General features: G+C 39.7%; 21 protein-coding genes and 1 pseudogene. 11 read left to right on the top strand and 11 right to left on the bottom strand.

Features of this window, described 5'->3' with window-relative positions; genetic code table 11:
- Positions 1-57 precede the first annotated feature (57 nt).
- From NXV01_RS25315 to NXV01_RS25290, 6 genes are all read right to left on the bottom strand, one after another.
- The gene (locus NXV01_RS25315) at positions 58-2,925 is read right to left on the bottom strand and encodes a glycoside hydrolase family 2 TIM barrel-domain containing protein (RefSeq protein ID WP_259023378.1); all 2,868 of its coding nucleotides are present in this window, start codon (positions 2,923-2,925) and stop codon (positions 58-60) included.
- Positions 2,926-3,011: 86 nt separating this feature from the next.
- The gene (locus NXV01_RS25310) at positions 3,012-7,025 is read right to left on the bottom strand and encodes a two-component regulator propeller domain-containing protein (protein ID WP_217721236.1); all 4,014 of its coding nucleotides are present in this window, start codon (positions 7,023-7,025) and stop codon (positions 3,012-3,014) included.
- A gap of 390 nt (positions 7,026-7,415) precedes the next feature.
- Complete coding sequence (locus tag NXV01_RS25305; RefSeq protein ID WP_004299385.1) at positions 7,416-7,661, bottom strand: DUF4248 domain-containing protein; 246 nt, start codon at positions 7,659-7,661, stop codon at positions 7,416-7,418.
- A gap of 142 nt (positions 7,662-7,803) precedes the next feature.
- A complete protein-coding gene (locus NXV01_RS25300; protein ID WP_259023377.1) occupies positions 7,804-8,283 on the bottom strand; it encodes an HU family DNA-binding protein in 480 nt (159 codons plus the stop codon).
- Positions 8,284-8,457: 174 nt separating this feature from the next.
- Positions 8,458-9,723 carry an ATP-binding protein gene (locus NXV01_RS25295; RefSeq protein ID WP_217721235.1) on the bottom strand — a complete coding sequence of 422 codons (1,266 nt, stop codon included), beginning with the start codon at positions 9,721-9,723 and terminating at the stop codon, positions 8,458-8,460.
- A 137-nt stretch (positions 9,724-9,860) separates the two neighbouring features.
- On the bottom strand, positions 9,861-10,460 hold the full coding sequence (locus NXV01_RS25290; protein WP_217721234.1) for a DNA-binding protein: 600 nt from the start codon (positions 10,458-10,460) through the stop codon (positions 9,861-9,863).
- Between the two features lie 286 nt (positions 10,461-10,746).
- Between NXV01_RS25290 and NXV01_RS25285 the strand changes: the two genes are divergently transcribed.
- The 4 genes from NXV01_RS25285 to NXV01_RS25270 all read left to right on the top strand — a co-directional run bounded on the left by NXV01_RS25285 (position 10,747) and on the right by NXV01_RS25270 (position 13,253).
- Positions 10,747-10,899 (top strand): hypothetical protein, encoded by a 153-nt coding sequence (locus NXV01_RS25285; protein WP_004326181.1) that lies wholly within the window; start codon positions 10,747-10,749, stop codon positions 10,897-10,899.
- Positions 10,900-10,902: 3 nt separating this feature from the next.
- A complete protein-coding gene (locus NXV01_RS25280; protein WP_217721233.1) occupies positions 10,903-11,454 on the top strand; it encodes a GNAT family N-acetyltransferase in 552 nt (183 codons plus the stop codon).
- 198 nt (positions 11,455-11,652) lie between these two features.
- Positions 11,653-11,982, top strand: coding sequence for a helix-turn-helix domain-containing protein (locus tag NXV01_RS25275; RefSeq protein WP_074559463.1), 330 nt, complete (start codon positions 11,653-11,655; stop codon positions 11,980-11,982).
- Complete coding sequence (locus tag NXV01_RS25270) at positions 11,979-13,253, top strand: type II toxin-antitoxin system HipA family toxin (RefSeq protein WP_074559462.1); 1,275 nt, start codon at positions 11,979-11,981, stop codon at positions 13,251-13,253. The genes NXV01_RS25275 and NXV01_RS25270 overlap by 4 nt, the downstream gene beginning before the upstream one ends.
- A 21-nt stretch (positions 13,254-13,274) precedes the next feature.
- Here NXV01_RS25270 and NXV01_RS25265 read toward each other — a convergent pair.
- Positions 13,275-13,388, bottom strand: a pseudogene (locus NXV01_RS25265) (LD-carboxypeptidase); the annotation flags it as partial.
- 462 nt (positions 13,389-13,850) lie between these two features.
- Between NXV01_RS25265 and NXV01_RS25260 the strand changes: the two are divergent.
- Entirely contained in the window at positions 13,851-14,642 is a 792-nt protein-coding gene (locus NXV01_RS25260) for a hypothetical protein (RefSeq protein WP_148365188.1), read from the top strand.
- A 119-nt stretch (positions 14,643-14,761) separates the two neighbouring features.
- Here NXV01_RS25260 and NXV01_RS25255 read toward each other — a convergent pair whose 3' ends face one another.
- On the bottom strand, positions 14,762-15,490 hold the full coding sequence (locus NXV01_RS25255) for a GntR family transcriptional regulator (protein WP_258981765.1): 729 nt from the start codon (positions 15,488-15,490) through the stop codon (positions 14,762-14,764).
- Between the two features lie 142 nt (positions 15,491-15,632).
- On the opposite strand from NXV01_RS25255, the gene NXV01_RS25250 reads away from it, so the two are divergent.
- The 6 genes from NXV01_RS25250 to NXV01_RS25225 all read left to right on the top strand — a co-directional run bounded on the left by NXV01_RS25250 (position 15,633) and on the right by NXV01_RS25225 (position 22,885).
- Positions 15,633-17,363, top strand: a complete 1,731-nt coding sequence (locus tag NXV01_RS25250; RefSeq protein ID WP_259023376.1) for a class I mannose-6-phosphate isomerase — start codon at positions 15,633-15,635, stop codon at positions 17,361-17,363.
- 37 nt (positions 17,364-17,400) lie between these two features.
- Positions 17,401-18,501 (top strand): ROK family protein, encoded by a 1,101-nt coding sequence (locus NXV01_RS25245; protein WP_258981761.1) that lies wholly within the window; start codon positions 17,401-17,403, stop codon positions 18,499-18,501.
- Between the two features lie 92 nt (positions 18,502-18,593).
- Positions 18,594-19,133 (top strand): polysaccharide lyase family protein, encoded by a 540-nt coding sequence (locus NXV01_RS25240; protein WP_259011590.1) that lies wholly within the window; start codon positions 18,594-18,596, stop codon positions 19,131-19,133.
- Between the two features lie 56 nt (positions 19,134-19,189).
- Positions 19,190-21,562 carry a GH92 family glycosyl hydrolase gene (locus NXV01_RS25235; protein WP_259023375.1) on the top strand — a complete coding sequence of 791 codons (2,373 nt, stop codon included), beginning with the start codon at positions 19,190-19,192 and terminating at the stop codon, positions 21,560-21,562.
- Complete coding sequence (locus NXV01_RS25230; protein WP_259023374.1) at positions 21,549-21,719, top strand: glycoside hydrolase family 92 protein; 171 nt, start codon at positions 21,549-21,551, stop codon at positions 21,717-21,719. Before NXV01_RS25235 ends, NXV01_RS25230 begins: the two co-directional genes overlap by 14 nt.
- Positions 21,716-22,885, top strand: a complete 1,170-nt coding sequence (locus NXV01_RS25225) for a sugar MFS transporter (RefSeq protein WP_259023373.1) — start codon at positions 21,716-21,718, stop codon at positions 22,883-22,885. The genes NXV01_RS25230 and NXV01_RS25225 overlap by 4 nt, the downstream gene beginning before the upstream one ends.
- A 2-nt stretch (positions 22,886-22,887) precedes the next feature.
- Here NXV01_RS25225 and NXV01_RS25220 read toward each other — a convergent pair whose 3' ends face one another.
- The 3 genes from NXV01_RS25220 to NXV01_RS25210 all read right to left on the bottom strand — a co-directional run bounded on the left by NXV01_RS25220 (position 22,888) and on the right by NXV01_RS25210 (position 26,672).
- On the bottom strand, positions 22,888-23,466 hold the full coding sequence (locus NXV01_RS25220; RefSeq protein ID WP_074637578.1) for a Crp/Fnr family transcriptional regulator: 579 nt from the start codon (positions 23,464-23,466) through the stop codon (positions 22,888-22,890).
- Between the two features lie 13 nt (positions 23,467-23,479).
- The gene (locus NXV01_RS25215; protein ID WP_074637523.1) at positions 23,480-24,835 is read right to left on the bottom strand and encodes an MATE family efflux transporter; all 1,356 of its coding nucleotides are present in this window, start codon (positions 24,833-24,835) and stop codon (positions 23,480-23,482) included.
- Between the two features lie 151 nt (positions 24,836-24,986).
- The gene (locus NXV01_RS25210; protein ID WP_217723646.1) at positions 24,987-26,672 is read right to left on the bottom strand and encodes a putative transporter; all 1,686 of its coding nucleotides are present in this window, start codon (positions 26,670-26,672) and stop codon (positions 24,987-24,989) included.
- Positions 26,673-26,717 lie beyond the last annotated feature (45 nt).

The raw sequence follows: 26,717 nt of genomic DNA, 5'->3' as shown, positions 1-26,717 counted from the left end.
TTTTGTACATTATAAGATATAAAAATCGTTCTTTTAAGAAGTAACATCGTACGGAAGTTAACTTTTCGATTTGCTTATTATCGTCTTTAACAATATGGTACGCCTGTCTCCTTTCAGCATCACCTTCATACTGTCTTTTAAATGAGAGATATTTGTTCTGATAACCAACTGCTGTTTAGGTTGAATAACATACTCTTTCCATTCTCCTTCTGCAACCGAAAGACTGATATTAAGAGGTTCTTCTACCGGGTTCTCCAATACGGTAATCATAGTCTTCGCTTTTCGGGGAAGTGCCAGATAAAAGTAACCTTCTCCAATAGTGGACGACTTATCGATTATAGGGCTTCCACCACGCGAGAATTTGAATGGGGCCATCGGGCGTCTGCCATAAGGAACGTATTGTACTCCCGGTTTCGAATTCCAGCCTCCGTAGGAACCTGCATACTGATAGCCATATTCGTCAATCTGCACTTTATACTTAGGCAGTTCTTCCTGTCCCTTAGGAATGATAGGAACCGTGTTTACCATCAGGCCGTTGCAGGGAGCATTGACGATTCCTCGTTCGGAGGCATAGTCTCCCCAGATAATGGAATCGTTTACGGCTACATATCGTTCGTGCTTCTTATCGACAGCCATGTATTGAATCATGTTGGACAAAAGTTTGTCAGCTACTGGATCTGTTCCGCAGTGGTCTATCAAGTCAAATCCGGATAAAAGGATGGAACCTTTACCTATAAATATTTCGGATAATGCCGTAGCAGCCAGAGCACGGCTATAATTGGCAAGAACAGCTACATCCTTCATGGAGGGTGATTGCAGGTCATAACCGGCTTTTACAGGGTAGATGGCCGGAAAACCATTCTTCGACTCATCATAGGATGTATAGTCAGACCATAGCCTGAACATACGGGGATTTAATCCTTTGAAAATCGGATGATAGGGACGTTCCAGGTTAATATTCATTCCGTCTTTATATGCCAGAGAAGGTGACAGATAGACCGGGTCGTTATTACTGTGCTGCAGAAATTCAATCTTTATAGGTGACCAGGATTGGTTGAAGTCTGTTTTATCCTGCTCCAAACAAATTATGCGGCCACCCTTATTGATATATGCTTTCAGTTCTCCGGTCTGCCTGTCAAAATTATCATTCCATGAGTTTTTGCCGATGACAAGCGTGGAGTTTTGGGTGAGTTCTGTTATTGAACGTACTGGTTTCACCGAATATCCGTTTCTTTTCAAACAATTCAAAGTCTGTTGTTCCGGTGTGGTGTCATATACGGAAATCGTAGCTGTTGCATCAACTGCGCTGTTCCAGTCCTTTCCGGCTATAAATAATTCGCTTTCATTATATGACACTTTTTTGCCTTTGGAATAAATCTCTCCTTTTAATAAATAATCTCCCGTAAGCAAATTGGGGGGGATATTGATAGTCAGAGGCAATTTACCGGTTCCGTAATAAGGTACAAACGGAAATTCATTTTCTCCCGATATCACTTTCCTGCCTTCCTGTTCAATCCACCAATGCAGGCGGACATCACTCAATGCATTGCAGTAATCGTCATCATTTACCACATGAGCCACCACTGAAAGTTTGTTTCCTGCATATATCTGTGATTGCCAGTTTTCCCAGCTCAATAATATGGGCTGATAACTAAGTTGATATTGTCCGGCAACCGGTTTTGGCTTCATTTCGGCAAAAGATTTCACTCCATCCCAATTATGAAATACAATTGTGAAGGGCATGGTGCCTGCCAGACAATCGTTTTGGCTTCTCAAACGCCGGAATAGTTCCGTGGCATTTTTCAGGACAAACGCCTGATAGGCCATGGCTGCTTCTGCCTGTTCCGTATCAGGCAAATGCCCTGTCCAGCATTTTTGAGAACCGGGTTGTTTGGTTCTTGAACAGAGGTTAAAGCGTCCGTCTATACCGGTATAATTGCCAACACATTCCGTAAAGGTGATCGGCTGTACTTTGCCCGGATTCTGCCACATATCCTTATCGCGCATATTCAGGTAAGTAAGAAAAGAGTTGTAATACCATCCCCAATATCTGTGCACGTCATAAATGTCTGCAGATTTCCCCAGACCATAGCCTGCATTACATATATACAGGCGGGTATTATCCCATTTTTTGAGTTCCTGATACATTCGGGTGAGAAAATCTCTGTATAAATCACCCGCCTTTCCTTCGTAAGGCATTTCGTTGGATAAGATATAAATCACAACAGAAGGATGGGAGGCGAACGGGCCTAAATCTATTTCCTTATAAGTTTTGAGCGATAGTTCAAAATCTTTCGGGGGAGCTGTTTGGGTTGCATGTTTGGGGCGACCGTACCGGCCGGCGAATATCATCATTCCTTCTTCGTCGCATACGTCCATCCAATTTTGGTTATCAGGGATACGGATGATATTTATATGGAGGCTTTTCATATATCGCACATAGTCACGGGCAAACTCTTTACTTTGTTCCAGTTGTTCCGGTATGCCACGTTCCGGTGGATTTATGGCATTGCCTCTCAGGTAGATCGGGTTGTCATTTAAATAGAAGATACCGTTATGCATCTCGAACTTTCTGAATCCGATTTTCTTCTGAAAAGTCTGCTCCCCGGCTTTTAGTGTCAGATCATAGAGTACAGGTGAAACCGGACTCCACAATTTAGGAGTCAGTTGGCCTGTCTCCAGTACTACTGTCGTATCGGTTTTATGAGTAAAGAGATATTCTTTGGAAAAGCTGCATAGTTTCTCTTTATTCTGTGAACCGACAATGGTAGCATCAAATAATAACCGTTCACCTGCCTCTGCTGATAATGCTACTTCTATCTTGACACTCTTATCAGAGGTGACAGGAGTTATTCTTTGAATATTGGCTGCTGTCAATAATAATGGGAATAACAGGCCAAAAGCACCTAATAGCTTTGTTTTCATAGTATGATTATTGTATTTAAAATGGATAATAAATTTATTCCACGTATTGATAAATTCAGATAAAGCACCGCTAATCTGGAAAGTGCTTATTCGGGAGTCTTTTTTTCTTCTCCTTTCTGGAACTGCGCCGGTGTCATTCCAAACAATTCCCTGAATCGTTTAATGAAATAGCTTGGAGAGTTGAAACCTACTTCATAAGCTATTTCTGAAATTGTTTTAGTGTCAGACTGGATCAGCAGCATTTGTGCTTTTTTCAGTCTGACGTTCAAAATAAAATCATTCGGTGTCTGTCCTGTTATTCCTTTCAGTTTCAGGAATAACTTAGTGCGTCCGATGTTTAAAGCCTGTGCAAACATATTCACGTCAAAATCGGGATTATCGATGTTCTGTTCGATACAGGTCACACATTGTTCCATAAATTGCTGGTCTGCCCCATTGGTTGCCAGAATATCTATATTATTATCCATTTGTTTAGCATATTTTTTCTGTAACAGCTTTCTGCCGTTCACCAGGTTATTACAACGCATAAACAAATGTTTCACATTAAAAGGTTTGGTGATATAGTCATCCGCCCCCATTTTTAACCCTTGTATAGTAAATTCTTCCGCAGTCTGTGCTGTGAGCAGTATTACAGGAATGTGTGACGTTTCAAAATTACTCTTAATCATCCGGCACATTTCTATACCGGACATTTTGGGCATCATGATGTCACTAAGCACAATATCGGGTTGCACTTCTTTGGTTTTTTCAAAACCTTCTTCACCGTCTTGTGCTTCATAAACCGAATATACTTTGGAGAATAACCGTACTAGCAGTTCTCTTAACTCTTCGTTATCTTCGACAATCAGTATTTTATTCGACGGTTCTTCCTTACTGTCGGAGTTGTCGTCATCCGGCAGTTCCTCCGGCATCTTTTCATCATCCATCTTCAGTAACGAGATGCAGTATGAATCAATATCAGGAGTCTCTATCTTTTGTGAAGCCGATATGTGGCTGTCTCCCAAAGGCAACTCGACGACAAATGTCGTTCCTTTTCCCTCCCGGCTTCGGGCGCCGATTTTACCTTGGTGAGCTTCGATAATACTTTTTGCAAGAGCCAGCCCGATGCCCGTACCTTTCTGGTTATCCAAGCTGTCGACTTGATAGAAGCGGTCGAATATCTTGTCCAAATTTTCTTCGGCAATGCCGATTCCCGTATCTGAAATAAGTATCATAACGCTGTTTTCATACTCTTGTACTGACAACGAAACCGTACCTCCGAGAGGTGTATATTTAAAGGCATTGGACAATAAATTATAAATAACCTTTTCCAGTTGCACCACATCAAACCATACATCTAATGAACGGTCTTTGTTGAAGTATTCGAAAATAATCTGTTTGCCTCTGGCATATTCCTTGAAGGATAGATAAATTTCATCCAGAAACGAATAGATATTCTGTTTGCTATATTTAAACTTTTCGAATCCCTGCTCTTGTTTCCTGAAGTCAAGCAATTCGGTTATCAAACGTTTCATGCGCAGTGTGTTTCTATGGATGCCTATCAGTCTGCCATATACTAGCGGTTGAATATCATTCCGTTCCATCAACATTTCCAGCTGACTCACAATCAGAGTAAGCGGAGTACGGAATTCATGTGATATATTAGTGAAAAATCGGAGTTTGGACTGGTTCAATTCTTCTATCTGCTTTTTTTCTTTCTTCTCATATTCAAGTGAGGCCCTCAATTTCAACTTGGAAGAGTAGAAACTCACTATTATATAGAGAGAAATAATCATGATAACGACATAAGAACAGTACGCCCATGTCGATTTATAGAAAGGCGGTTTTACAATAATGTCTATTTCTTTGCAAATGCTTTCCCTTCCGGAATATTCTTCGGAGCTTTTTATCATTAGCTTGTAGTTACCCGGATTCAGGTTCGTATAAGTGATACCTTTGCGATAACCGGCACTCATCCATTCTTTATCAAAGCCCTCCAGTTTATAGTAAATCCGATTTCTTAGTACTGATACATAATTTGATAATGAGAAATTAACAGTGAGTATGGAATGGTTGTGGTTCAGAGTGATTTGCGGTTGATATAAGATAGACTCGGAAAGGATACCGGAACCATCATTAGGCAATATGAGTTTATTGTTCACCTCCAATGAAGTAAAGTTCAGTTGATAAGGTTTAACGTAAGAATTCAGTTCCTTTTCAAAGAAAGATATCATCATCTTAGGACCGGATAGGAAGATCTCATTATCATGGGCAACAAACAATCCGTAAGGATTCAACGCTGTCATCGGGAAACCATTTTGTTTGTTATAGTTATAAAACCGCTCGTTTTCCATGTCAAAACGAGAAAAGCCCTGGTTGCTTGCTATCAGAAGGTAACCGGAAAGAGATTCGTTTATATCCAGGATATAATCGTTAATCAAGTCTGAATTTTGTGAGTTAAACGACTTGAATGTATTAGTATCAGGTTGGTATAGAAATATCCCGTCTCCGGAAGAACCTGCCCATATGTTTCCTTTTTTATCTTCAAAGAGTACATTTATAAGGTTGCTTCCTATGACTCTTCCGGAGGTGTTGGGAACAAAGTATTCATCCCGTTTATGGGTTTCAATATTATACTTTACCAGCCCCCGGTAATAGGAAAACCATAGATTGTCATGCTTGTCGAGATGCATATCGATGATCTGCCTGTTGTTGAGTTTGCTGTCCATTAATAGTTTGGTACATTCTCCGGTTTGCGGATTAAATAAACCGATACCGTCGTGGGTGGCCAGCAACAAGTTTCCTTTATACGGAATAATTTTCCGGACTATATCGTTAATCAATGTATTCTCCTTGCCGGGAATATGTCTGTAGTTGGTGAATTTCTGTGTTTTCAAATCCAGCTTGTCCAATCCTCCCTTTAGCGTTCCTATCCATAGGAGCTGGTTCTTCTCATCCAGATATAGAGCTTGGATTGCATTGGATGTAAGAGAATTACTATTATTACTATGTTTATATTCGATGAAGTTTTTTGTTTTTCTATCGAGATAATTCACTCCTCCGCCTTCTGTTGCGATCCAAATGCCGCCTTTGGAGTCTTCTTTCATTCTTCCGGCGAAAGGAGAAGTCAATTTTCCTTTCTGCGATTCATCCGGATAATAATAGGTATAGATTTCATAATCCGGATTAAATAGGTTGATTCCTCCATAGTAGGTACCTATCCAGAAGGTCCCTTGCTGATCTTTCATCATACAAATGATAGAAGAGTTGCTTAGGCTATAAGGCTTGTTGTCTTCACTGTAATGAGTAATATTGGTGGAGACATCCAGCTTGTCCAGCCCTTTAAAAGTCCCTATCCAGTAATTCCCCCAGCTGTCTTCCATAATGCAACGGATATAATTACTGGAAAGCCTGTTTTTATAAGGTCCGTCCTTGTAGTTGGTTTGTACACCGTTTCTGTCTAGCCGGAAAAGTCCGTCATCCTTAGTCCCTATCCAGATGTTTTTCTTGGAATCTTCATAAATACAGGTTATATCTTTATCGGGAAGATAATTAAGCCATTTCTTGTTGCTGTCTATCATGTACAAGCCTTTATTCATGGTTCCTACATACAGGTTGCCTTCATGATCTTCAGTGACGCATGATATGCGTGCGCTGTCCAGGTGGTAATAATATGCTAATTTATCTTCTGTGCGGTTGTAGGTGAACAATGAATCTCTCGTGCAAACCCATAACTGGGAGTTGCCGTAGTCAATGGCCTGGATATTGTTATTACGGATAGTATGGAAGGTGTTTTTTCTAATATCATATTCTACTACGGCGTATTTGCACCGGATATAAATATGACCGTTTTTATCACCGCAGATGGTACCGATGTTATTATTGTACAAGCTGTTTTTATCGTTCTCTATCGGACGGAATATATGGAAGTCAGTGCCGTTATATCGGTTCAGGCCATCTTTGGTCCCTATCCAGATAATACCGAACTCGTCTTGATAAATAGATGTGATTGTGGGTTGTGAAATACCATTTTCTACTCCGAGTGCCTGAAAATGTATATTTTGTCCAAACGAAAGAGTAGAAATAAATAATAAAAGAAAAGGGATATACTTCTTATACATACAATGGACTCCTTTAATACAAAACAAACTTATGAATTATTTTCGAAGTATACCAAGTAAAACGGCTTGTTTAACTAATACAATCTTCCGAAAATAATCGGTTGGTAACAAAGGTAGTGTTGGGTAGCTGTTTTTAATATAAGAATAGGACGATTATATATCAATATTGTACGCAATCGGTGAATAATCCTTTTTTATTGATTATATTCCAATTCAGATTATTGTAATATCAAAAAAGAATAGAATTTTGTTTTGCTGACTCACGAAGGCAACAGTCCTATCTTCTTGTTCTGATATTCTTTAGGAGATGTACCGACATACTGTGAATTATGTGGCTTATTTGAAAGCGGCGGGACAACTGCAATGATAAAACCAGTATTCTGGACATCCTTATGGAATGTCCAGAATACTGGTTATGATTTGTACCTGTCGGGGAGTAAAAGTTCGTGTACGCGGATGATAACCTGTGGCAGTCAATAACCGGAGCAGTTCTTTATTTATTTTAATCCATTTGGTGAATATGCGTATGGCGCAACGGGGTGTAATGTTCGGATTGTACATACAAGCCAATTCCTTTTTCTTATAAGTTTTAATGCGAAACGGAATTTCTTCCTCTTCTGATGGCAATTCTTTCATGTTGATAGTTTAATGTTTTAAGATGTTGTAAAGGTACAAAATAAAAAAGGCGTTGTCAAGTCTTTTATAAGAATACTTTGGAAAACAGTACCCGCCTACGGACGGGTACTGTTTTCCTGCTTTTAAAGGCTGATAATTAATCTTATGCTGCCGGGTCCGGTGCTTCTCCTTTGCCGTCATCCGGATTGGGATTCGGGTTGGAATCCGGTTGTTCCGGGCTGATGGAGCCATCATCGGAAGCCACCGCTTTTTGAACACTGACTTTACTAAGCATCTCTTTGAATTTGTAGCCCGGAGTGAAAATAATTTTCACTCTGCGTATCGTATCGCTATCTACCTCTTTTTCAGTATCCTGACTTTCGCAATTCATACCTGGACGGAAGCATCCGAAATCTCCTAATTGAACAGAAATACCTTTTCTAAGGTTGAGATTTAATGTATCGATCAAAGCATCGAGTACAAATTTTACCGCTCCACTGGGAACCATTCCGACTTTAGTGATTTCCTCGCACAAATCTCTGAAATCCACCGTATTGGTGATTACATTTTGTGCTACATACTTTTCAGCTTTAGTTTTGTCAAAGCCGAATGTTCTTTTTTTAATGACGTATCTAAGTGCCATAGTTTTTTGTTTTTTTAATTAGTTACTTTAGTTATCAATTCTCTTTGTGATCACGATGCAAAGATACTATGGGCACTTTCCGGGGAGGTGCTTTAACGGTCCTAGATGTACGTACTTTGATTCACTTTTATTTATTTTGTTTGTATACTTCTGATTTATAGATTCTTATATTTTCTACTTTAATAGCCATTTCCAAATAGGGAGTATTTCAATTAGTTTTCCTTCTATTTCAATAGTCCGTTCTTCAGAATATGTAATTATCATCAGTTGGGAACAGTCGAGGACTCTGGATAGCTTAATGAGAGCTCCCACTTCACGGTCGTATGTTCCGTCACTGTTGTCTAAGGAGTAACATACCTGAATGGCTGTGGTGCTATCCGGAAGATAAAAGTCAACCTCTATGCCTTTATTATAGAAAAAAACAGTATCTTTGTGTCCATAGCGTCTAAGTAGGGTTATGGCAACTAAATTTTCCAATAAAGATGTTTGTCCGTCAAGTAAAAAGAGATTTAGAATCCCGTTGTCATTAAAATAATATTTAGGCGTACTTTCCTTGTCGGCTAATTTACCGGCAATATTATGAATAGATGAAATGAGCCATGCGTCTTTAGCATATTCCATGTAGTTTATAACAGTGGTTACACCCACTTTGGCGCCAGTTGATGAAACTATATTGGCGATGCGATTAAAGGATATGGGTTGTTTGACGCTTTCGGCTATTTTCTTAAACAATACTCTAAGAGCAAATGTATTGTCAATCGAATGACGCGTAGCTATATCTCCCAGATAGATTTTTTGATATATACTGGTCAGATAATCCCGTTTTGCATTAAGTGTGGCACCTTCCGGAAATCCGCCAAAGAAAAAATAATCGTTGAATTTGCGCAATATTTCGGCTTTCTTCTCCGTAGCTATAAGGGACATAGGGGTTAGTTCGATGTTATTGGCTGTAAGATATTCTTTGAAATTGTAAGGGTATACGTCTACGGTTATATATCGTCCACCGAGAGTAGTCTGTACATCTCCGCTAAGCATTTTTGCATTACTGCCGGTGATGTATACTCTATGTTTAGTGTCTGCCATACGACGTGCAAACTTATCCCAACCTGTGATATTCTGTATTTCATCAAGAAATAGTATAGGTCTTTTGCCATACATCTCAAGATGAATTTCAAGCAGCAAGTTTAAATCATTCACGCACATTCCAACAAGCCGTTCATCTTCAAAATTGATATAAAGCATCTCATCCCAACCCATTCCTAGTGAAAGGAGTTGTTGCATCCGTTGATAAAGCAAAAATGATTTTCCGGCACGTCTTATGCCGACAAACACATAATTCCCAAATTCCTCGAAGTTGAAATTTCTTGGAATCACTTTATATTTAGGGACTTCAAGTTGGTTGTCCGCAATTACAGATTTTAGAATTGTTCTATTCATCATAATGTATATATCTTATTGATAATACAAATATAAGCATTTTTATCCTACAGACAAGATAATATATCTATTATTTTGTCTTGTAGATAAGATAAAGGATAAATAAGCAATTCTACTTGTGCCAAGAGTTTTTGTGATGTTTATACCTTTATATATACAGTCAACTTTCCAATCCCTTCTTTCCTTATTATTCCGTCAGTGATAAAGGATTTTAATTCTTCAATAGCCACTTTTTTATTTCGTCCTGTCAGATGGCTATAATCTGTCCGGCTGATGAATAGGTGATTTTCCAAGTATGTGTTGAGGCGGTCGCGACACGTCTCACGGGAGATACTATTTTTCTTAGGGCGTGTGATAGATTCTCCTCGTTGCAGCCTCATTTTATCGCCTACTTCTTTCTTGAATGGACGGCTTGCGCGGAAATTAATATTTTTCATTTGGACAGACGCTGCCCGAATTTCTTTTTTATCTTTAATTGGCGGACATTGCAGCGAGGTAGAGAAGAATCCGAAGTTCCCTATTTCTACATTCCAGCCGTCGGCTAGTAAATCCCGTGCTTCATTGGCAAAGGCTTCCATGGCTCCTGCCAATAAACTTCTGCTGATACCGGTAAACTTGTGGACACGATCCAGAAACTCTTCTTTACCTACGGTTCCTTTGGAGACAATACGGGCGTGTAGCGGTTGTTTCTCTTCTTTGTTTGGACTAGGAGTCTCAAATAGGTCATATATTGCACTCATATACTAATGTTTAGTGATTTTATAGTTACTATTAATTCGTTCTACAACTGTTGACTTTTAGTTCTACAGTTGTTTCCCTTTAGTTCCACATCTGTTATTGTTTCGTTCCATATTTGTGGAACGAATTGATATGTGCTACAAAAGTAGCTACTTTATGCAAGAGAGAGGTGCTTTAATTGTAGAGTAGTTTTTTATATGAATAAGATAACTTCGTAATAACTTGCACTTCCTGATTTATTCAATTACTTTTGTAGCGTATAAACCAAAAGAAAGGAGTTGTATAAGTATGGCAAGACCAATTAAGGAAACTCCGATACTTTTCGGAGAAGATGCTCGGCGATTTGAAGAACGGATGAAAGAGAAGCGTAGTGAAACGCCGGAGCAGCGGGAAAAAAGGTTGAAAGACTATGAACTGGCAATGAAAATCTTTAAAAAATAAAAAATGAATCGTCAGTTGATAGAGGAAGCGTATGAGATGCGTAAATTAAATATCTCAGAAAAAATAAAATCGTTCGATTGTGGAGATACCGATCTGAACGATTTTATTTTAAATGAATCTTTTCTTTATCGGGAAGCTTTGTTAGCTGTAAGTTATGTACTTGAAAATAAAATGGGACAACAAACAGTCGCATATTTTAGCCTTGCTAATGATCGTATTTCTTTGTCTGATTTTGAGAATAAAACAGAATTTAATCGTTTTCGAAAGCATCGGTTTGTGAATGAGAAACGTTTAAAAAGTTATCCTGCCGCTAAAATTTGTCGTTTAGGAGTCGATTTATCTGTGAAAGGTCAATCAATAGGCTCATTCCTGTTGAATTTTATCAAAAGTTACTTTGTTATTGAAAATAAAACGGGTTGTCGCTTTTTAACTGTAGATGCGTATGCGGCAGCTGTTCCTTTTTATGAGAAAAATGGATTTATTCCTTTGAATAATGAAGATGTGGATTCTGCTACACGTTTGCTTTATTTTGACTTGAATGATATTGTGAAATAGATTAGAGCAGCTTTATCAAATATTTTGTTTTGTATACAAAACAAAATGATGTACCTTTTATTCTATATATGAAACGAAAACCTTTTATTGAAGTCTGCCTTTTTGTATACATACGCCTGATCCAATCTTTTTCTTATCAACCAATCATATAATAAATAATAAATCTTATCTTTGTATATTATATGATAGATTACGATTATGACAAAGAGTACGATGGGAACTAAACTTCCTCGCAAGTTGATTTCGAAAATGCAGATTGTAGGCGAACAAATAAAATTGGCTCGTTTGAGACGGAATTTGAGTATTGCGCAGGTAGCAGAACGCGCTACTTGTTCGGAACTTACGGTCTCACGGGTGGAAAAGGGATTGCCTACTGTTTCTATTGGTATTTATTTGAGAGTACTCTATGCTTTGCAGCTGGATGGTGATATTCTTTTATTGGCAAAAGAGGATAAAATGGGCAAAGCATTGCAGGACTTGAGCTTGAAGCAACGGGAGAGAGCGTCTAAAAAGAAAACTAGTCAATGAAAAAGATAGAAGTATATGCCGATTTTGATTGGCTGAAAGATATAGAATTGATTGGTGAATTGAGCTATGAAGTGCTTCGTGGTTCAGAAACGTATGGATTTCAGTTTAGTAATGATTGGCTGAAAAAATATGGGGACTTGTTTTTAAGTGAAGATTTGAATAACTATCCTGGAATACAATATACCCAACAAGGCAAAGGTATCTTTGGATGTTTTTCTGATGCTTTACCCGATCGCTGGGGACGAGCTTTACTGAACAGACGTGAGCAGTTGTTGGCAGCAGAAGAAAAACGTGCTGTACGTCGACTGACTTCATTTGATTATCTAGTGGGCATTGATGACTTTTCTCGGATGGGTGGTTTTCGTTTTAAAGAGAATCCTAACGGTGATTTTATCAATATCAGTAATAAATTGCGAATACCTCCACTTACGGCTGTCCGGGAACTGATGTATGCCAGTCAGGAGATTGAGAAAAGTGAAGAACAGAATCTTTTGCCAGATAAAAAATGGCTGATTCAGCTAATTCAACCCGGTACCTCTCTTGGAGGTGCACGGCCAAAAGCGAGTGTGACTGATGAACAGGAAATATTGTATATCGCTAAATTTCCATCCCGGAAAGATGATTATGATGTCGGTCTATGGGAACATTTTTGTCATCTTCTGGCAGCGAAAGCTGGAATCAGGGTAGCTTCAACCGGAGTACTTGCTACAGAAAGTAAATATCATACCTTTTTATCCAAGCGGTTTGATCGGAGAGATGATGGAAAGCGCATTCATTTTGCTTCCGCTATGACTCTGCTTGGATTGATGGATGGAGCTAATGCTGGTACAGGGAATGGTTATCTGGATATTGTTGACTTTATGATACAGGGTTGTACGAATGTGGAAGTTAATCTTCAAGAGCTTTATCGTAGAGTAGCATTCAATATCTGTGTGGGTAATACGGATGATCATTTTCGTAATCATGGCTTTCTATTAACTCCCAAAGGGTGGACTCTTTCTCCGGCGTATGATATGAACCCGACTTTGAATGAACAGCAAAGTTTGCTAATCTCCAGTTCTTCTTGTGAGTCGGATTTGACGATTTTGTTGGATGCTTGTGAGGATTATATGCTTAGCAAAGACATGGCTGTAAAAATAATTTCCGAAGTAGTTGACACTATGAAAGGTTGGCGTCAATTGGCTATGAGGCTCCAAATTTCGAAGCGTGAGATAGATTTATTTGCCCACCGTTTTGATAGATACAGTTCCTTTGTTTTCTCTGCTGTTTGAATGGGCTGTAGTGTTATCAGGACAATAAAATTCAACCTCCTTTTCCCTGATGGTAAATTCTACTCTCGCTCCATTAATGAGCGGCAGGTTATGAGTCACGTGTCCTACCGGAAAATTGAAATAGACCGGATGATCTCTTCTGCAATAATACACGAAAAAAAATGATGCCGGATATGTTTCCTCATTAAAACAGGATTGTGTAAACTTTAAAACGATTCGAATAACCGGCTTTTTTTAATACAATATTCTGTCTTTGATTTTCACTAAACATTTGCGGCTTTCTTTTGTTGTTTTCCGAAAAGTATTTGTACCTTTGTCATTGGAACGTAGTATGCCTTTGTGGTATGCGATTGTGCGTTTCCTCGGCTAACAGGAAATTGTAACGGATTTTTTAACTCACGCCGGGAAGACGCCTGTACTTCTATGACTTCTCATAGGGTACGGGCTGTCTGCCCGTGTGCGTTGGGTAGCCGTTACTACCTCCTGTTAGCGGGATTGTGACAGCTCCGTACTTTTTTATAATAAAAGGTACGGAACTAGTTAATATTATTAATCTAGTTCCGTTTTTTTATGGCAAATTGGCTCACAACAAAACAGATGTCCGAAAGACACGACATCCAAGAGGCTATTTTAAAGAATTGGGCAAATCTTGGATACATTACGAGTTCCCGAATCAACGATCAGTTGTTTTTGGATGATGAGAGTTTGGATGCTTATCTGGAAGCTCACAAAAGACTTGGTTTAGAAGCAGATTACCTTTCTAAAATCGTAGAAGAAAAGAAATTGGAACGTGACTTTATCATTTCCAGATACGATGATCTACTATATGTATTGAGAACACAGAAGACCTGTAAACCGCTATATGAAATAATCATTCGTGAACTGGCAGCATTGATTCTTCACCCTGTTGCCCGCAATATTTTCTATTCTATTTCTACAGGAGAATCAGTAGAAAAAGTGGCTGGTCGGCATCGAATTACCTATCAAAAGACATTGCAAATTTATAACTCTATACTTAAAGGATTGAAACTGAAGAAAGATATATTGGCTACTTATCGAAAACGTGCTATCAATGCTCGTTTTTTATCTTTGGCAGACAATAATAAGAATATAAATGTTGAGCAGGAAGAGTGGATACTTCAATTACCTGTTTGCAAAGTAGCTGATACCCGGTTGGGTAATGTTTTGTATAATCAAGATGTTCGAACGGTAAAAGATTTACTGGAAATCGTATCGGGAAGAGGTTGGAAAAGTCTGTTAAGAATAGAAGGAGTAGGAAAAACTTCCTACTATCATTTATTATCCAAACTTCAGATGATAGGTGTTGTGGATGAAAGTCTGGACAGGATTCTTGCCGGGCGCTCTATTGGTAAGTTTAATAATAAATGATAGATGATGGATAAAGCATAATGCAAAGAAATGGAATGCAAAAAGACTATTTTAAAAGAAGATAAGAGTTCCGGTCTTTAAAATAGTCTTTCTATGTTGTGTATGTATGAACATACTCTTCATCTTTCCGCCTCTATTGTATAAGTAAAACTGTCTGCGCGGTAGTATCCGATGTTGTATTCAATCGGCATTCCGTTCACATCATAAACAAATCTTTTCCTTATTAATATAGGATCACTGGATTTTATTTCCAGCTTTTCTGCGATAAATTCCCCTGCAAGTCTGGCTGAAATCTCCTCTTTGCTGGTTTTTACCACTATATTATATTGAGTTTCCAGCATTTCGTATAATGGGCGTGTGTAGTCTTCTTCTCCAGTCAATGGAATGTTAGGGTTGAAATAAGAGATAAAGTAGACAAACGGGTATTCCTTTTTTCCTCTGACGCGCTCCATTACTACGCAGCGGGCATCAGGATTAGAACCTAAATTAAAGAATATGCCGATTTCTTCAGTCGGACGTTTCAAGCTGATATGTAGTTCGAAATTACGTATTTCGATACCTAACATCTTCATTTCCTGCGAGAAACTAAGCCAGTTCTTCACTCCGCCTACGATACCTTTCTTTACCACCTTCGTTCCGTATCCTTTCTTTCGTACCAGAAGTCCCTCAAACACGAGTTTGTTGATAGCTTGTCTTAATGTGTTCCTTGAAATATGTAATTGTTCAGACAATTCGACTTCGTTAGGAAATAGCTTTCCGTTTTTGTACTCTTCAGATTCTATGAGCCTTCTAAGTATCTCTTCTGCCTGAATGTGGAGGGGTTTATCGCTGCTATGGTCTATTTTCATATCTATCCGGATTGGTTTATTTCCAGCAAATATAAGATTTATCAAAAAATAATCCAAGTTTTGTTTGGAATAAAAATAAAATCTATAAATTTGCACAATTTAAAATATGTATGAACATATAAGATTGAAAACAACTATAAATATGAGAAAAGCTAATTATGATAAATTTCCTTCAACGAAGTTGACGGGGATGCTTGTTCAGGGTTGGGATGCTGTCATTTCTGTGTTAAAAAAGCGAATGGATACAAAAAAAGTGCTGGCAGTGGATTTATATACTGGAGTATATGAAGAAGAAGTGCTGGATGCTTTTTCAAAAGAATTTTCCGGAAAGGTGATGAATGTACGTGATTTGATGAAACCGGAACAAGAGATCCAAACTTTGACGGAACGCTTCATGACAGAAGATGTGTTGTTTGGCTATGTGACCAATTTGAAACTGGAAGATTATTTGGATGCGGATAAATTGGCTGCTGCCCAAAAGCAAATTAGTGAAGCGGAGGATACTATTGTAATAATAGGTACGGGAGCTGCCATGGTGGCTCCGCAGGATGCGATGATTGTATATGCGGATATGGCACGTTGGGAAATTCAACAACGTTTCCGTCGGCATGAGGTAAAAGCTTTAGGGATAGACAATCGGAAAGATGCCGTTTCTTTGCAATACAAGAGAGGCTATTTCAATGATTGGAGAGTATGTGATAGGTATAAGGAAAGATTGTTTGACAGGGTAGAATTCTGGATTGACACCCATGTGGCCGGAACACCGAAGATGATTGATAAGGATACTTTCTTTAAAGGGGTAGAGGCAACGGTGAACACGCCGTTCCGGGTAGTTCCTTTCTTCGATCCGGCTCCCTGGGGTGGTCAATGGATGAAAGAAGTTTGCGATTTGGATCGTGAACGCGAAAATTTTGGTTGGTGCTTTGACTGTGTGCCCGAAGAAAACAGCCTCTATTTTGAGGTGAACGGAGTGCGCTTCGAACTTCCTTCGGTCGATTTGGTGTTGCTGAAAAGTAAAGAGTTGCTTGGCGAACCGGTGGAAGCACGCTTTGGAAAAGACTTCCCCATCCGTTTCGACTTTTTGGATACGATAGGTGGAGGTAATTTGAGTTTGCAGGTGCATCCTACCACTCAATTTATCCGTGATAGTTTCGGTATGTATTATACACAGGATGAAAGCTACTACATGGTAGATGCGGAAGAAGATGCCGTAGTTTATCTGGGAGTGAAAACGGGTGTTGATAAAGAAGCGATGATCGACGATTTGCGTAAGGCACAAAAAGGTGAATTGGTGTTCGACGCAGAAAAGTATGTCAACAAGATTCCGACAAAGAAACACGATCACTTTCTGATTCCGGGAGGAACGATTCATTGTTCCGGTGCGAATAGCATGGTGCTTGAAATCAGTTCGACTCCGAACCTCTTTACTTTCAAACTATGGGACTGGCAACGTCTGGGACTGGATGGAAAACCACGCCCAATCAATGTGGAACGTGGTAAATGCGTAATCAACTGGAACCGGGATACGGAATATGTAAATGAACATCTTCGCAATCAGTTTAAGGAAGTGGCTTCCGGAGATGGGTGGATGGAGGAACGTACCGGATTGCATCCGAATGAATTTATCGAAACCCGCCGTCACCGTTTCTCGTCACCGGTGCTGCATCACACAAACGACAGTGTAAATGTGCTGAATTTGCTGGAGGGAGAAGAGGCCGTCGTTGAGAGTCCTACTCACGCCTTTGAACCTTTCGTGGTGCATTATGCGGAAACATTTATCATTCCTGCTGCGGTGAAAGAGTACACCATTGCCCCGTATGGTAAATCGGCAGGAAAAGAATGTGTAACGATAAAAGCCTACGTACGCTTTTAATAATGAAATAATTCAATTATCTAATATCTTGAAAACTATGTATGAACATGATGAACGAATCGTAATGACGCTTGATGCGGGAGGCACTAATTTTGTGTTTTCAGCCATACAGGGCTGTAAGCAAATAATATGTCCAGTTTGTAAGGCAGCTGTAACTGACAATTTGGAACGATGTTTGGATGTATTGGTAAAAGGATTTGAGGAGGTGATGAAACGACTGACTCGGAAGCCTGTAGCAATCAGTTTTGCTTTTCCTGGACCGGCAGATTATAAGAATGGTGTTATTGGTGATCTGCCTAACTTTCTAGCTTTTCGGGGTGGTATTGCTTTAGGAGAATATTTAAAACAAAAATTCCATTTACCGGTTTTTATTAACAATGATGGTAATCTTTTTGCTTATGGAGAGGCGCTTGCAGGAGTCTTGCCTGCAATAAATAAAATGTTGGAAACTTCAGGAAGTAAAAAACGATATAGAAATTTGTTGGGTATTACCATAGGTACAGGCTTTGGTGGTGGGGTTGTTATTAATAATGAGTTGTTATCTGGCGATAATGGCTGTGGCGGTGACCTTTGGATATTTAGAAATTATTTTTACGAAGATAAAATAGCGGAAGAGAGTGTCAGTATTCGTGCTGTAAATAGAGTTTATAAAGAAATATCAGGGGATGAAAGATGTCTGACCCCCAAAGATATTTATGAGATTGCTGAAGGAAAAATGATGGGTAATCAGGTAGCGGCCATTGGTAGTTTTTCTTCTCTGGGAAAGGCTGCAGGAGATGCGGTTGCCTATGCTTTAACGGTTATTGATGGAATAGTTGTGATTGGTGGGGGGCTATCCGGAGCCTCTAAATATATAATGCCTTCATTTCTGGAAGTGTTGAGAGGTAAACTTACTACTTTTTCTGGTCGTTTCTTATCCAGATTACAGATGGAAGTTTTTGATTTGGACGATTCTGAAGATTTGTCCCGTTTTTTATCGCAAAAGTTGACGGAAATTCCAGTTCCGGAATATGGAACTTTGGTATCATGTGATTTGAATAAATATGTAGGAGTAATGAAAACTAAGCTAACTACTAATGTCGCTATTTCTGTAGGAGCCTATGTGTTTGCATTAAATGAATTGGATAAATATTTATAGTATCTATATTAATATGTAATAATCAACAGCTTGCAATATTCACTATCGCGTATTAGGGGCATAAAGAATATATAATTTTAATAATGTGACATATGAAACGACTTTTTTTTTCTTTTTTGTTGATAATTTTTGTAGTCTTATATGTTAGAGCCGATAAAACATTATGGGAAATAGGTGAGAAAAATAACTCTTCGGCTGAATTTGCATTAGGACCTTCAGGATATACAAAATTTCTGGCTAATGATTTCGGATATGAAGATCGTTATTTTTTAATTGGAGGTTCAGATGTAAGTAAGGACTTTCCATATGTGTTACCGGGACCTGCAGATCAGTGGGGAGGTACGGGAGGAACTTCTGGATGGCGGACGCATGATGCGACCATTCTTTTTGATTTGGCAAATGTTCCCAAATCTAAGGATTGGAAATTGGTTGTAGATTTATTGGGGGCGAGTCCTATAGGGGCAGTGGTAAAGATTAGAATAAACTCTGTTGACAAAAGATTTGTTGTAGACGGGGGAGTGAAAGAAGTTTTAGAAGGTGATTTACGGAATGCTAAAAATAGTGCATTAATATTTCCTATTCCTGCTGATGAATTAAAAAAGGGGGAAACACTGTTGTTATTTCAGTTTTAGAAGGTGGATGGATTGTATTTGACCAGATACGATTAGTGGGGCCTGAAAAGGCGGGCTTGGGTAAATTAAACAAAAAAGTATTTTTACGTGGTGTTTCTCCAGCTCCTTATGAAATAGAGGAAAATGGACGAAGATATCAGCCTTTGTTAATTGACGCAGAACATTTGGCAGGAAATCCTAAACTAAGGGTAGAATTGGACGGACTAGAAATCTTTTCTGCTGATATGGATACGGCTCGTTATCAATTTGAGGCTCTTATGCCTGCTGTTTATGGACGTCAGAAAAGCATGTATAAAGTTTGGGCTGATAATGATCTGCTATATTCGGATATAGTGGTTCGTAATCCTCAACAATTGCAATCGTGTGCCGATTACGTGGACACAAAGATAGGGACAGGACATTCTCGTTGGATGATTGCTCCGGGACCATGGATGCCTTTTAGTATGGTTAAGCTGAGTCCTGATAATCAAAATGCAGGATGGCAATCAGGCTATCAACCTACTTTTGAAACTATCGGCTGTTTTAGTCATATACATGAATGGACGATGGGAGGGCTTGGCATGATGCCGACAAATGGCGAACTTCAAATAAGGGTAGGGGATGAACTAAGACCGGATGAGGGTTATCGATCTCGTATAGATAAAAAAACAGAAGAGGCACCATTGGGGTATTATAAGGTGTATATGACTGATACGAAGATATGGGTGGAGAATACGGCTACCACTAGGGCATCTTTTCAAAGGTATACTTTCCCTAAAGATAAGGATGGGCGTGTAATGATTGATCTTCAGATTCCTACTGAATATGATTATAAACTGATGGATGTAGAAATAAAAAAAATCAGTGATTATCGAATTGAGGGATACAGTCATCAGTTATCTCCTCGACCTAATGTCTGGAGTGGAGATGCTGATCAGGAATATGTTGTAAATTTTGTCATAGAATTTGATACCCCTATTAAAAATGTAGGAGGATGGGTGGAAGATAAGGTGTTGAATAGGGACCATATTGAAGGCAAAGACTTGAAATATGCTGGTTTGTATGTAGAATTTGATACTAAACAAACACCGGTTGTTCAAGTTCGTACAGGTATTTCTTTGGTTAGTATCGCTAACGCATCGGAAAATCTGGAAGAAGAAATTTCCAGGAAATTTGGTTGGGATTTTGCTTCTATTGTACAAAACCAGAAACAAACATGGAATGAGATTTTGGGTCGTGTACAAATCACTTCCAATGATCGTCTGGAAAAGGTACGCTTTTATACAAATATGTATCGTTCTTATTGTCGGAATATTTGGAGTGATGTGAATGGTGAATGGATGTCGGCAGATAAAAAGGTGCAAAAACTGGCAGATCCGAATCATAGGGCATTAGGTTGTGATGCTTTTTGGAATACATTTTGGAATTTAAATCAAGTGTGGAATTTGGTAACTCCGGAGTGGGCTTCCAGATGGGTTAATTCTCAATTAGCTTTATATGAAACAAATGGATGGTTGGCTAAAGGACCTGCTGGTATGAAGTATATTCCGGTTATGGTAGCCGAACATGAGATTCCGTTGATAGTTTCTACTTATCAGATGGGGATTCGGGATTATGACGTAAATAAGGCTTTTAGGGCTGTAAAGAAGATGCAAACTACTCCTGCTACACATGTTGCTGGCGGATTTGCGGGAAACAGAGATCTTATACCTTATTTACAGTATCATTATGTACCTATTGAGAAAGGGAGATTCTCCAATTCTTTGGAGTACTCTTATGATGATTGGACAGTTGCTCAGTTTGCAAAATCATTAGGAAAATATGAAGATTATAAGATGTTCAGCCAGCGAGGTTCATGGTGGAAAAATGCTATTAATCCAAAAAATGGATATGTTCATATGAGGGATACACTAGGAAATTTTGTAGAAAAATTTGATCCCTTTAGATCTGGATGTAATATACATTATGTGGAAGGAAATGCTTGGCAACTTAGTTTCTTTGTTCCGCAGGATATACCTGGCCTGATTGATATAATTGGGAAAAATAAGTTTGTGAATCGGCTGAATTGGGGATTTTCTGCTAGTGAACCATGGCGTTATAATGCTCCTAATGATCAATATTGGGATTTTCCTGTAGTTCAAGGTAATCAGCAGTCTATGCATTTTGCTTTTTTATTTAATTGGGCAGGGCAGCCTTGGTTGACACAGAAATGGGTCCGTTCGGTGATTGATAGATATTATGGTTATGGAATTGCTAATGCATATTTAGGTGATGAAGATCAAGGACAGATGAGTGCATGGTTTGTGATGGCTGCTATAGGTTTGTTCCAGACAGATGGAGGATGTAAAATGGATCCCGTATATGAGATAGCAAGTCCTTTATATGAAAAAACTGTCATTAAATTGGGAAGACTTTACAATCGGGGGGGAACAGTTCATGATTGTTGCTAAAAATGTTTCAAGAAAGAATAAATATATTCAAAGTGCAGTGTTAAACGGGGAGAAACTTGATCATTTTTATTTTCCGGCATCAGAATTACTAAAAGGAGGTGAATTGATATTGGAAATGGGAGATACACCTAATAAAGCTTGGGGAGTCGTTAAATGAAAACACAAAAATCTATATATGCCGCCCTTCCCGTTCTTTTCGGGTTCTTTGTTATGGGCTTCTGTGATATAGTCGGCATTTCTTCCGATTATGTTCAACGTACTTTCAATTGGTCTCCTGCGATGACCGGATTTGTTCCTTCGTTAGTTTTTATCTGGTTCCTGTTTTTGGGTATTCCTATTGGAAATCAGATGAACAAATGGGGGCGTAAGAATACGGTCTTGCTTAGTATGGGAATAACGGTGGTAGGTATGCTTCTGCCTTTGGTTATTTATGATAGCATGACTTGTATGATTGCGTATGCGTTGTTAGGTATAGGTAACGCTATTCTGCAAGTTTCACTGAATCCGTTACTGAGTAATGTAGTAACTGGTCAACGATTATTAACCAGTAGTCTGACGGCAGGACAGGTAATCAAAGCAGTATCTTCTCTTGTCGGACCAGAGATTGTATTGCTGGCTGTAGCACACTTTGGAGACGACAAATGGTATTATTGCTTCCCTATATTAGGGTTCATCACGTTATTATCCGCTGTTTGGCTGATGGCTACTCCTGTTAAACGGGAAGATTCTAGTGCCGCGACCCAACAACTTTCTATCAGTGATACTTTTTCTCTTTTGAAAGATAAAACGATTCTGCTGTTATTTTTGGGTATCTTCTTTATTGTCGGTGTAGATGTTGCTACCAATTTTATCAGCTCCAAACTGATGGCGGAACGATTTGACTGGACGGCAGAACAAGTGAAGTTTGCTCCACAGGTTTATTTCTTAAGCCGTACGGTAGGTGCTTTGCTGGGTGCTTTCTTGTTAGCCCGTATTGCTGAAATGAAATATTTCCGTGTGAATATTATTGCCTGTATGATCTCTTTGCTTATTCTGGCCTTTGTGAAAGATGATATGATAAATCTGATTTGTATCGGTGCTGTCGGTTTTTTTGCTTCATCGGTATTCTCTATCATTTATTCGATGGCTTTACAGGCAAGGCCGGAAAAAGCAAACCAGATTTCAGGGCTGATGATTACTGCTGTTGCCGGAGGTGGAGTAGTTACTCCGGTGATTGGATTTGCGATTGGAACAGTAGGTATTATTGGAGGCGTTTTTGTCACTTTAGCTTGTGTGGGTTATTTGACTTATTGTGCTTTTGGGGTGAAGACCGCGAAAGCATAGTATTATTGCGGAGAAGATGCTATCTTCGCCCGAATCCTACTTAGCGACTGCGGAGTTATCCACAAGTAAGACGCAATATGTTTTAAAGGTACATATTGCAATAATTCCGGAGTCTCTTTGATAAGGTTGAGATAGCGTTCTTTAGCCCGTGGGCTTCCCGAACTGATAAGCCAGTTCTCCTGTTGAAGAAACTGATGATCCATGAGGCGGAGCCCCAAATTAGCGAGTCCGATGGATGAGGCGAATAGCTGATTCAGAGCTGTTCGGGAAATACAATAGGCCACACTGTCACACATGACCTCAATATTTATTAATGAGTAGGCATTATCTACATAACCCCAGACGGAGAAAGCAGCTTCTCCGTCTGAAGCAAACCAGATGGTAGTGTCCACTCCGTCTTTATGATAATAGGCTCGCCATATTCCTGTCTTGATAAAATAAAGATTACAGTTCTTTGTCCCCTCGCGTACTATTAAATCTCTCTTTTTGAAATGCACCTCTTCCATACAGTTCAGTAGAGACTGTACATCGGTTTTTGATACCTTGTATCTATCGCAAAGTTTTTCAATGAATGTTCTCATATTGCAAAGATACTTATCGTCGGCAGACAATGAAACGATCTTTCAAATAAATTCCGAAAATATAGAAAGTGGTTAATAACTCTGCCAATGGTACGGCTAGCCAGATACCCGGTGTACCCAATACCGGAGGGAGCGCAAAGAATCCGATCAACATAAACACTACTCCCCGGAGAAGAGTGATAATTGTTGCCCGCTGACCTCTTTCGACACTCTGGTAATAACCAATGCCAATCATGTTGACGGCAAAGAAGATGAATCCTGCTCCAAAATAAGGAAGCCCGTTTACTGCTATATCGAATGCAGCGTAACTGCGGTCAATAAATAATGAAACGATGTCTTGGCAGCATAGTACGGTAAGAATGAAAAAGCTGATACCGCAGATTAAAGCGGTCCGAATGGCGAGATGCAGTGTCTTTCGTACACGTTCGGGCTGTCCGGCTCCGAAGTTATAACTGATAATCGGTTGTGCGGATTGTGCAATGGCATTATAGACCATGAAGATGATAGGGAAGAAGTAACAGGCAATACTGAATGCTGCCACTCCGTCTTCACCGAGATGGTGGATGAAAACGTAGTTTCCCAGAAACATCATACAGGCAATGGAGGCTTCACTGATAAAAGCAGAACTTCCCAGTTTAATCATATAGCCGATGTTGCGAAGAGTCAGTAACAGACTTTTGATACTTAATTTTATCCGGCATAGATGGAGGGTACGAGAGAAACGGAGGAGGTAAATCAGTGTCATCAGCCCTCCTACAACAGTCCCCAGACTGGTGGCAAAAGCTGCTCCCATCATTCCCCAACCAAATTCGAAGATAAATATATAATCCAGTATGATATTGAGTATGGCTGCAACCGCATTACACATCATGGCATAGGTGGGCGAACCATCCAGGCGGATGCAGAACATTCCTATATTTAATACTTCGTAGAATACGAGAAAAGGGATGTACCATGCCATATATTCTATGGCTAACGGTAATAACCGGTCCGAACTACCCAATAATCTGGCTAATGGCTCTATAAAATAAAGACACAGAGCAGACAGGATAAGTATGAGCAATGCGGAAAAAGCAATTGCCTGAGTGATATTAATACTTGCCACTTTGCGTTTTCCCTGAGATAAATGAATGGAAGCCACCACCGAAGCTCCCACTCCGAACATCAGTCCAATCCCTGCTGCAATCATAAAAAGCGGTGCAGTGATATTTACTGCTGCCAGTGCGTCACTGCCAATTCCTTTTCCTACAAATATACCGTCCGTAATAACGAACAGAGCCGAGAATACCATCCCAAGTACTGTAGGAATTAGTAACTTACGGAACAACGTGGAGATGTTCATACTGCCGAAATCAATACTATCTTTCATAACTTTCTACCTTTGTCATTGAAAATGGCGACAAAGGTAGGGTTATGAGAGGAGATAAAAATTACCAAATGGTAATTTTTGCTATATAGTAATGAGATAAGAAGAGGCACTTTGTTGATTCGTATGCTGATATGCAAGAAGTAGGGTATTATTATCCCAACGACAGAATCAATATTTGTGCCGTCAATACTCGCAGAAACATGGTGAGCGGATAGACCGTAGCGTAACCAACGGCAGGAGCATCACAAGAGGTCAGGTCATTGGAGTAAGCCAATGCCGGCGGATTGGTGGTAGAACCTGCCAGAACACCGATAAGCGTGAAATAATTCAGCTTGCAATAATATCGTCCTATCAATCCTGTAATCAGAAGTGGCAGGATGGTTATAATGACTCCGTAGCCTACCCATACATATCCTCCGCCATGAATGACTGTGTCTACAAAGCCTTCGCCTGCTCCCAAACCTACGCAGGCGAGGAAGATGGAAATACCGATTTCACGAAGCATCAGGTTGGCACTCATGGTGGTATAAGTAATCAACTTGTATTTCGGACCGAAACGGCTAATCAGGATAGAAACGATGAGCGGACCGCCTGCCAGTCCTAGTTTCACAGGTTGCGGGATTCCGGGAAATGCGAAAGGAAGACTTCCCAGGATACATCCTAAAGCGATACCTATAAAGATAGGAATCAGGTTCGGGTGATTCAAGCGTTTCATGGAGTTGCCAAGTACTTTCTCTGCATGAGCAACAGCCAGTTCGGAACCTACAATGGTGACACGGTCTCCCATTTGTAACTGTAATTGTGGAGAAGCTACCAAGTCTACTCCCGAACGATTGACGCGGGTGATGTTTGCTCCGAAGTTATTTCTGATTTTAAGTTGTGAGAGTGTTTTCCCGTTCAATTCCGGTTTAGTAATCAGGATACGGCGTGAAATGAGTTCTTTGTTCAGTTGTTCCCATTCCATTTTGATTTCCTTTCCGAAGAATACAGTGATTGCTTCCACGTCAATCGGGGTAGAGATCACTAATATGATATCCCCTACATGTAGGGTTGTCTCGGAATTAACCAATTCGGTTTCTCCACCTTCGCGGTGTTTGATGCGGGAAATGACAAATTTACGGTTCAGTAACGGGCGGAGTTCTTTAATCTTGATACCGTCTACCGATTCGTTTCTCACCTCGATGGAGATAGGGCGTACAGTAAGTTCTTGAAGATGTCCCAGACCGACTTCTGCATCTTTTTCTTCTTGAGCAGTATTGATGCGCAGGAGATATTTCAAAGCAAGCAGTGAGAGGATGATACCTACTACACCCAGCGGATAACTGACAGCATATCCTAAAGCAATTTCGGGAGCGTCTATACCATTCAAATCACTGTTGGCCTGTTGTGCGGCTCCCAGTCCCGGAGTGTTGGTGACGGCTCCGGACAGAATACCTACCATTGTGGTAATCGGAGTTCCGGTGGTGAAGTGCAGGATGATAGTAATGGTTACTCCTAATACTACTACTAGCATGGCCAGCATATTCAAGGTGAAGCCACCCTTTTTGAATGCCGAAAAAAAGCCGGGCCCCACTTGCAGGCCAATTGAGTAAACAAACAGAATCAATCCGAATTCTTTCAGAAAGTGGAGCAGGTGTTCGTCCAGATTCATGTTGAAATGACCGAATACGATTCCGACAAAGAGTATCCAGGTAACTCCCAGAGATACTCCCCGCACTTTGATTTTTGCAAGGATGATTCCAAACGCTATGGTTAGTGACAGAATCAGTACGGAGTGTGCTACTCCGCCGCCCCAAAGATTGGGGTAACCTTCAAATAAATTTCTTAGAACTTCCATTGTGATTATTATATGATGATATTTAGTTTGGCTAAAAAGTACCCC

It is taken from the genome of Bacteroides sp. BFG-606, assembly GCF_024788145.1.
GTDB lineage: Bacteria > Bacteroidota > Bacteroidia > Bacteroidales > Bacteroidaceae > Bacteroides > Bacteroides vicugnae.
The sequence above is the reverse complement of the archived record's forward strand: the minus strand, read 5'-3'. Positions and strand labels throughout refer to the sequence as shown.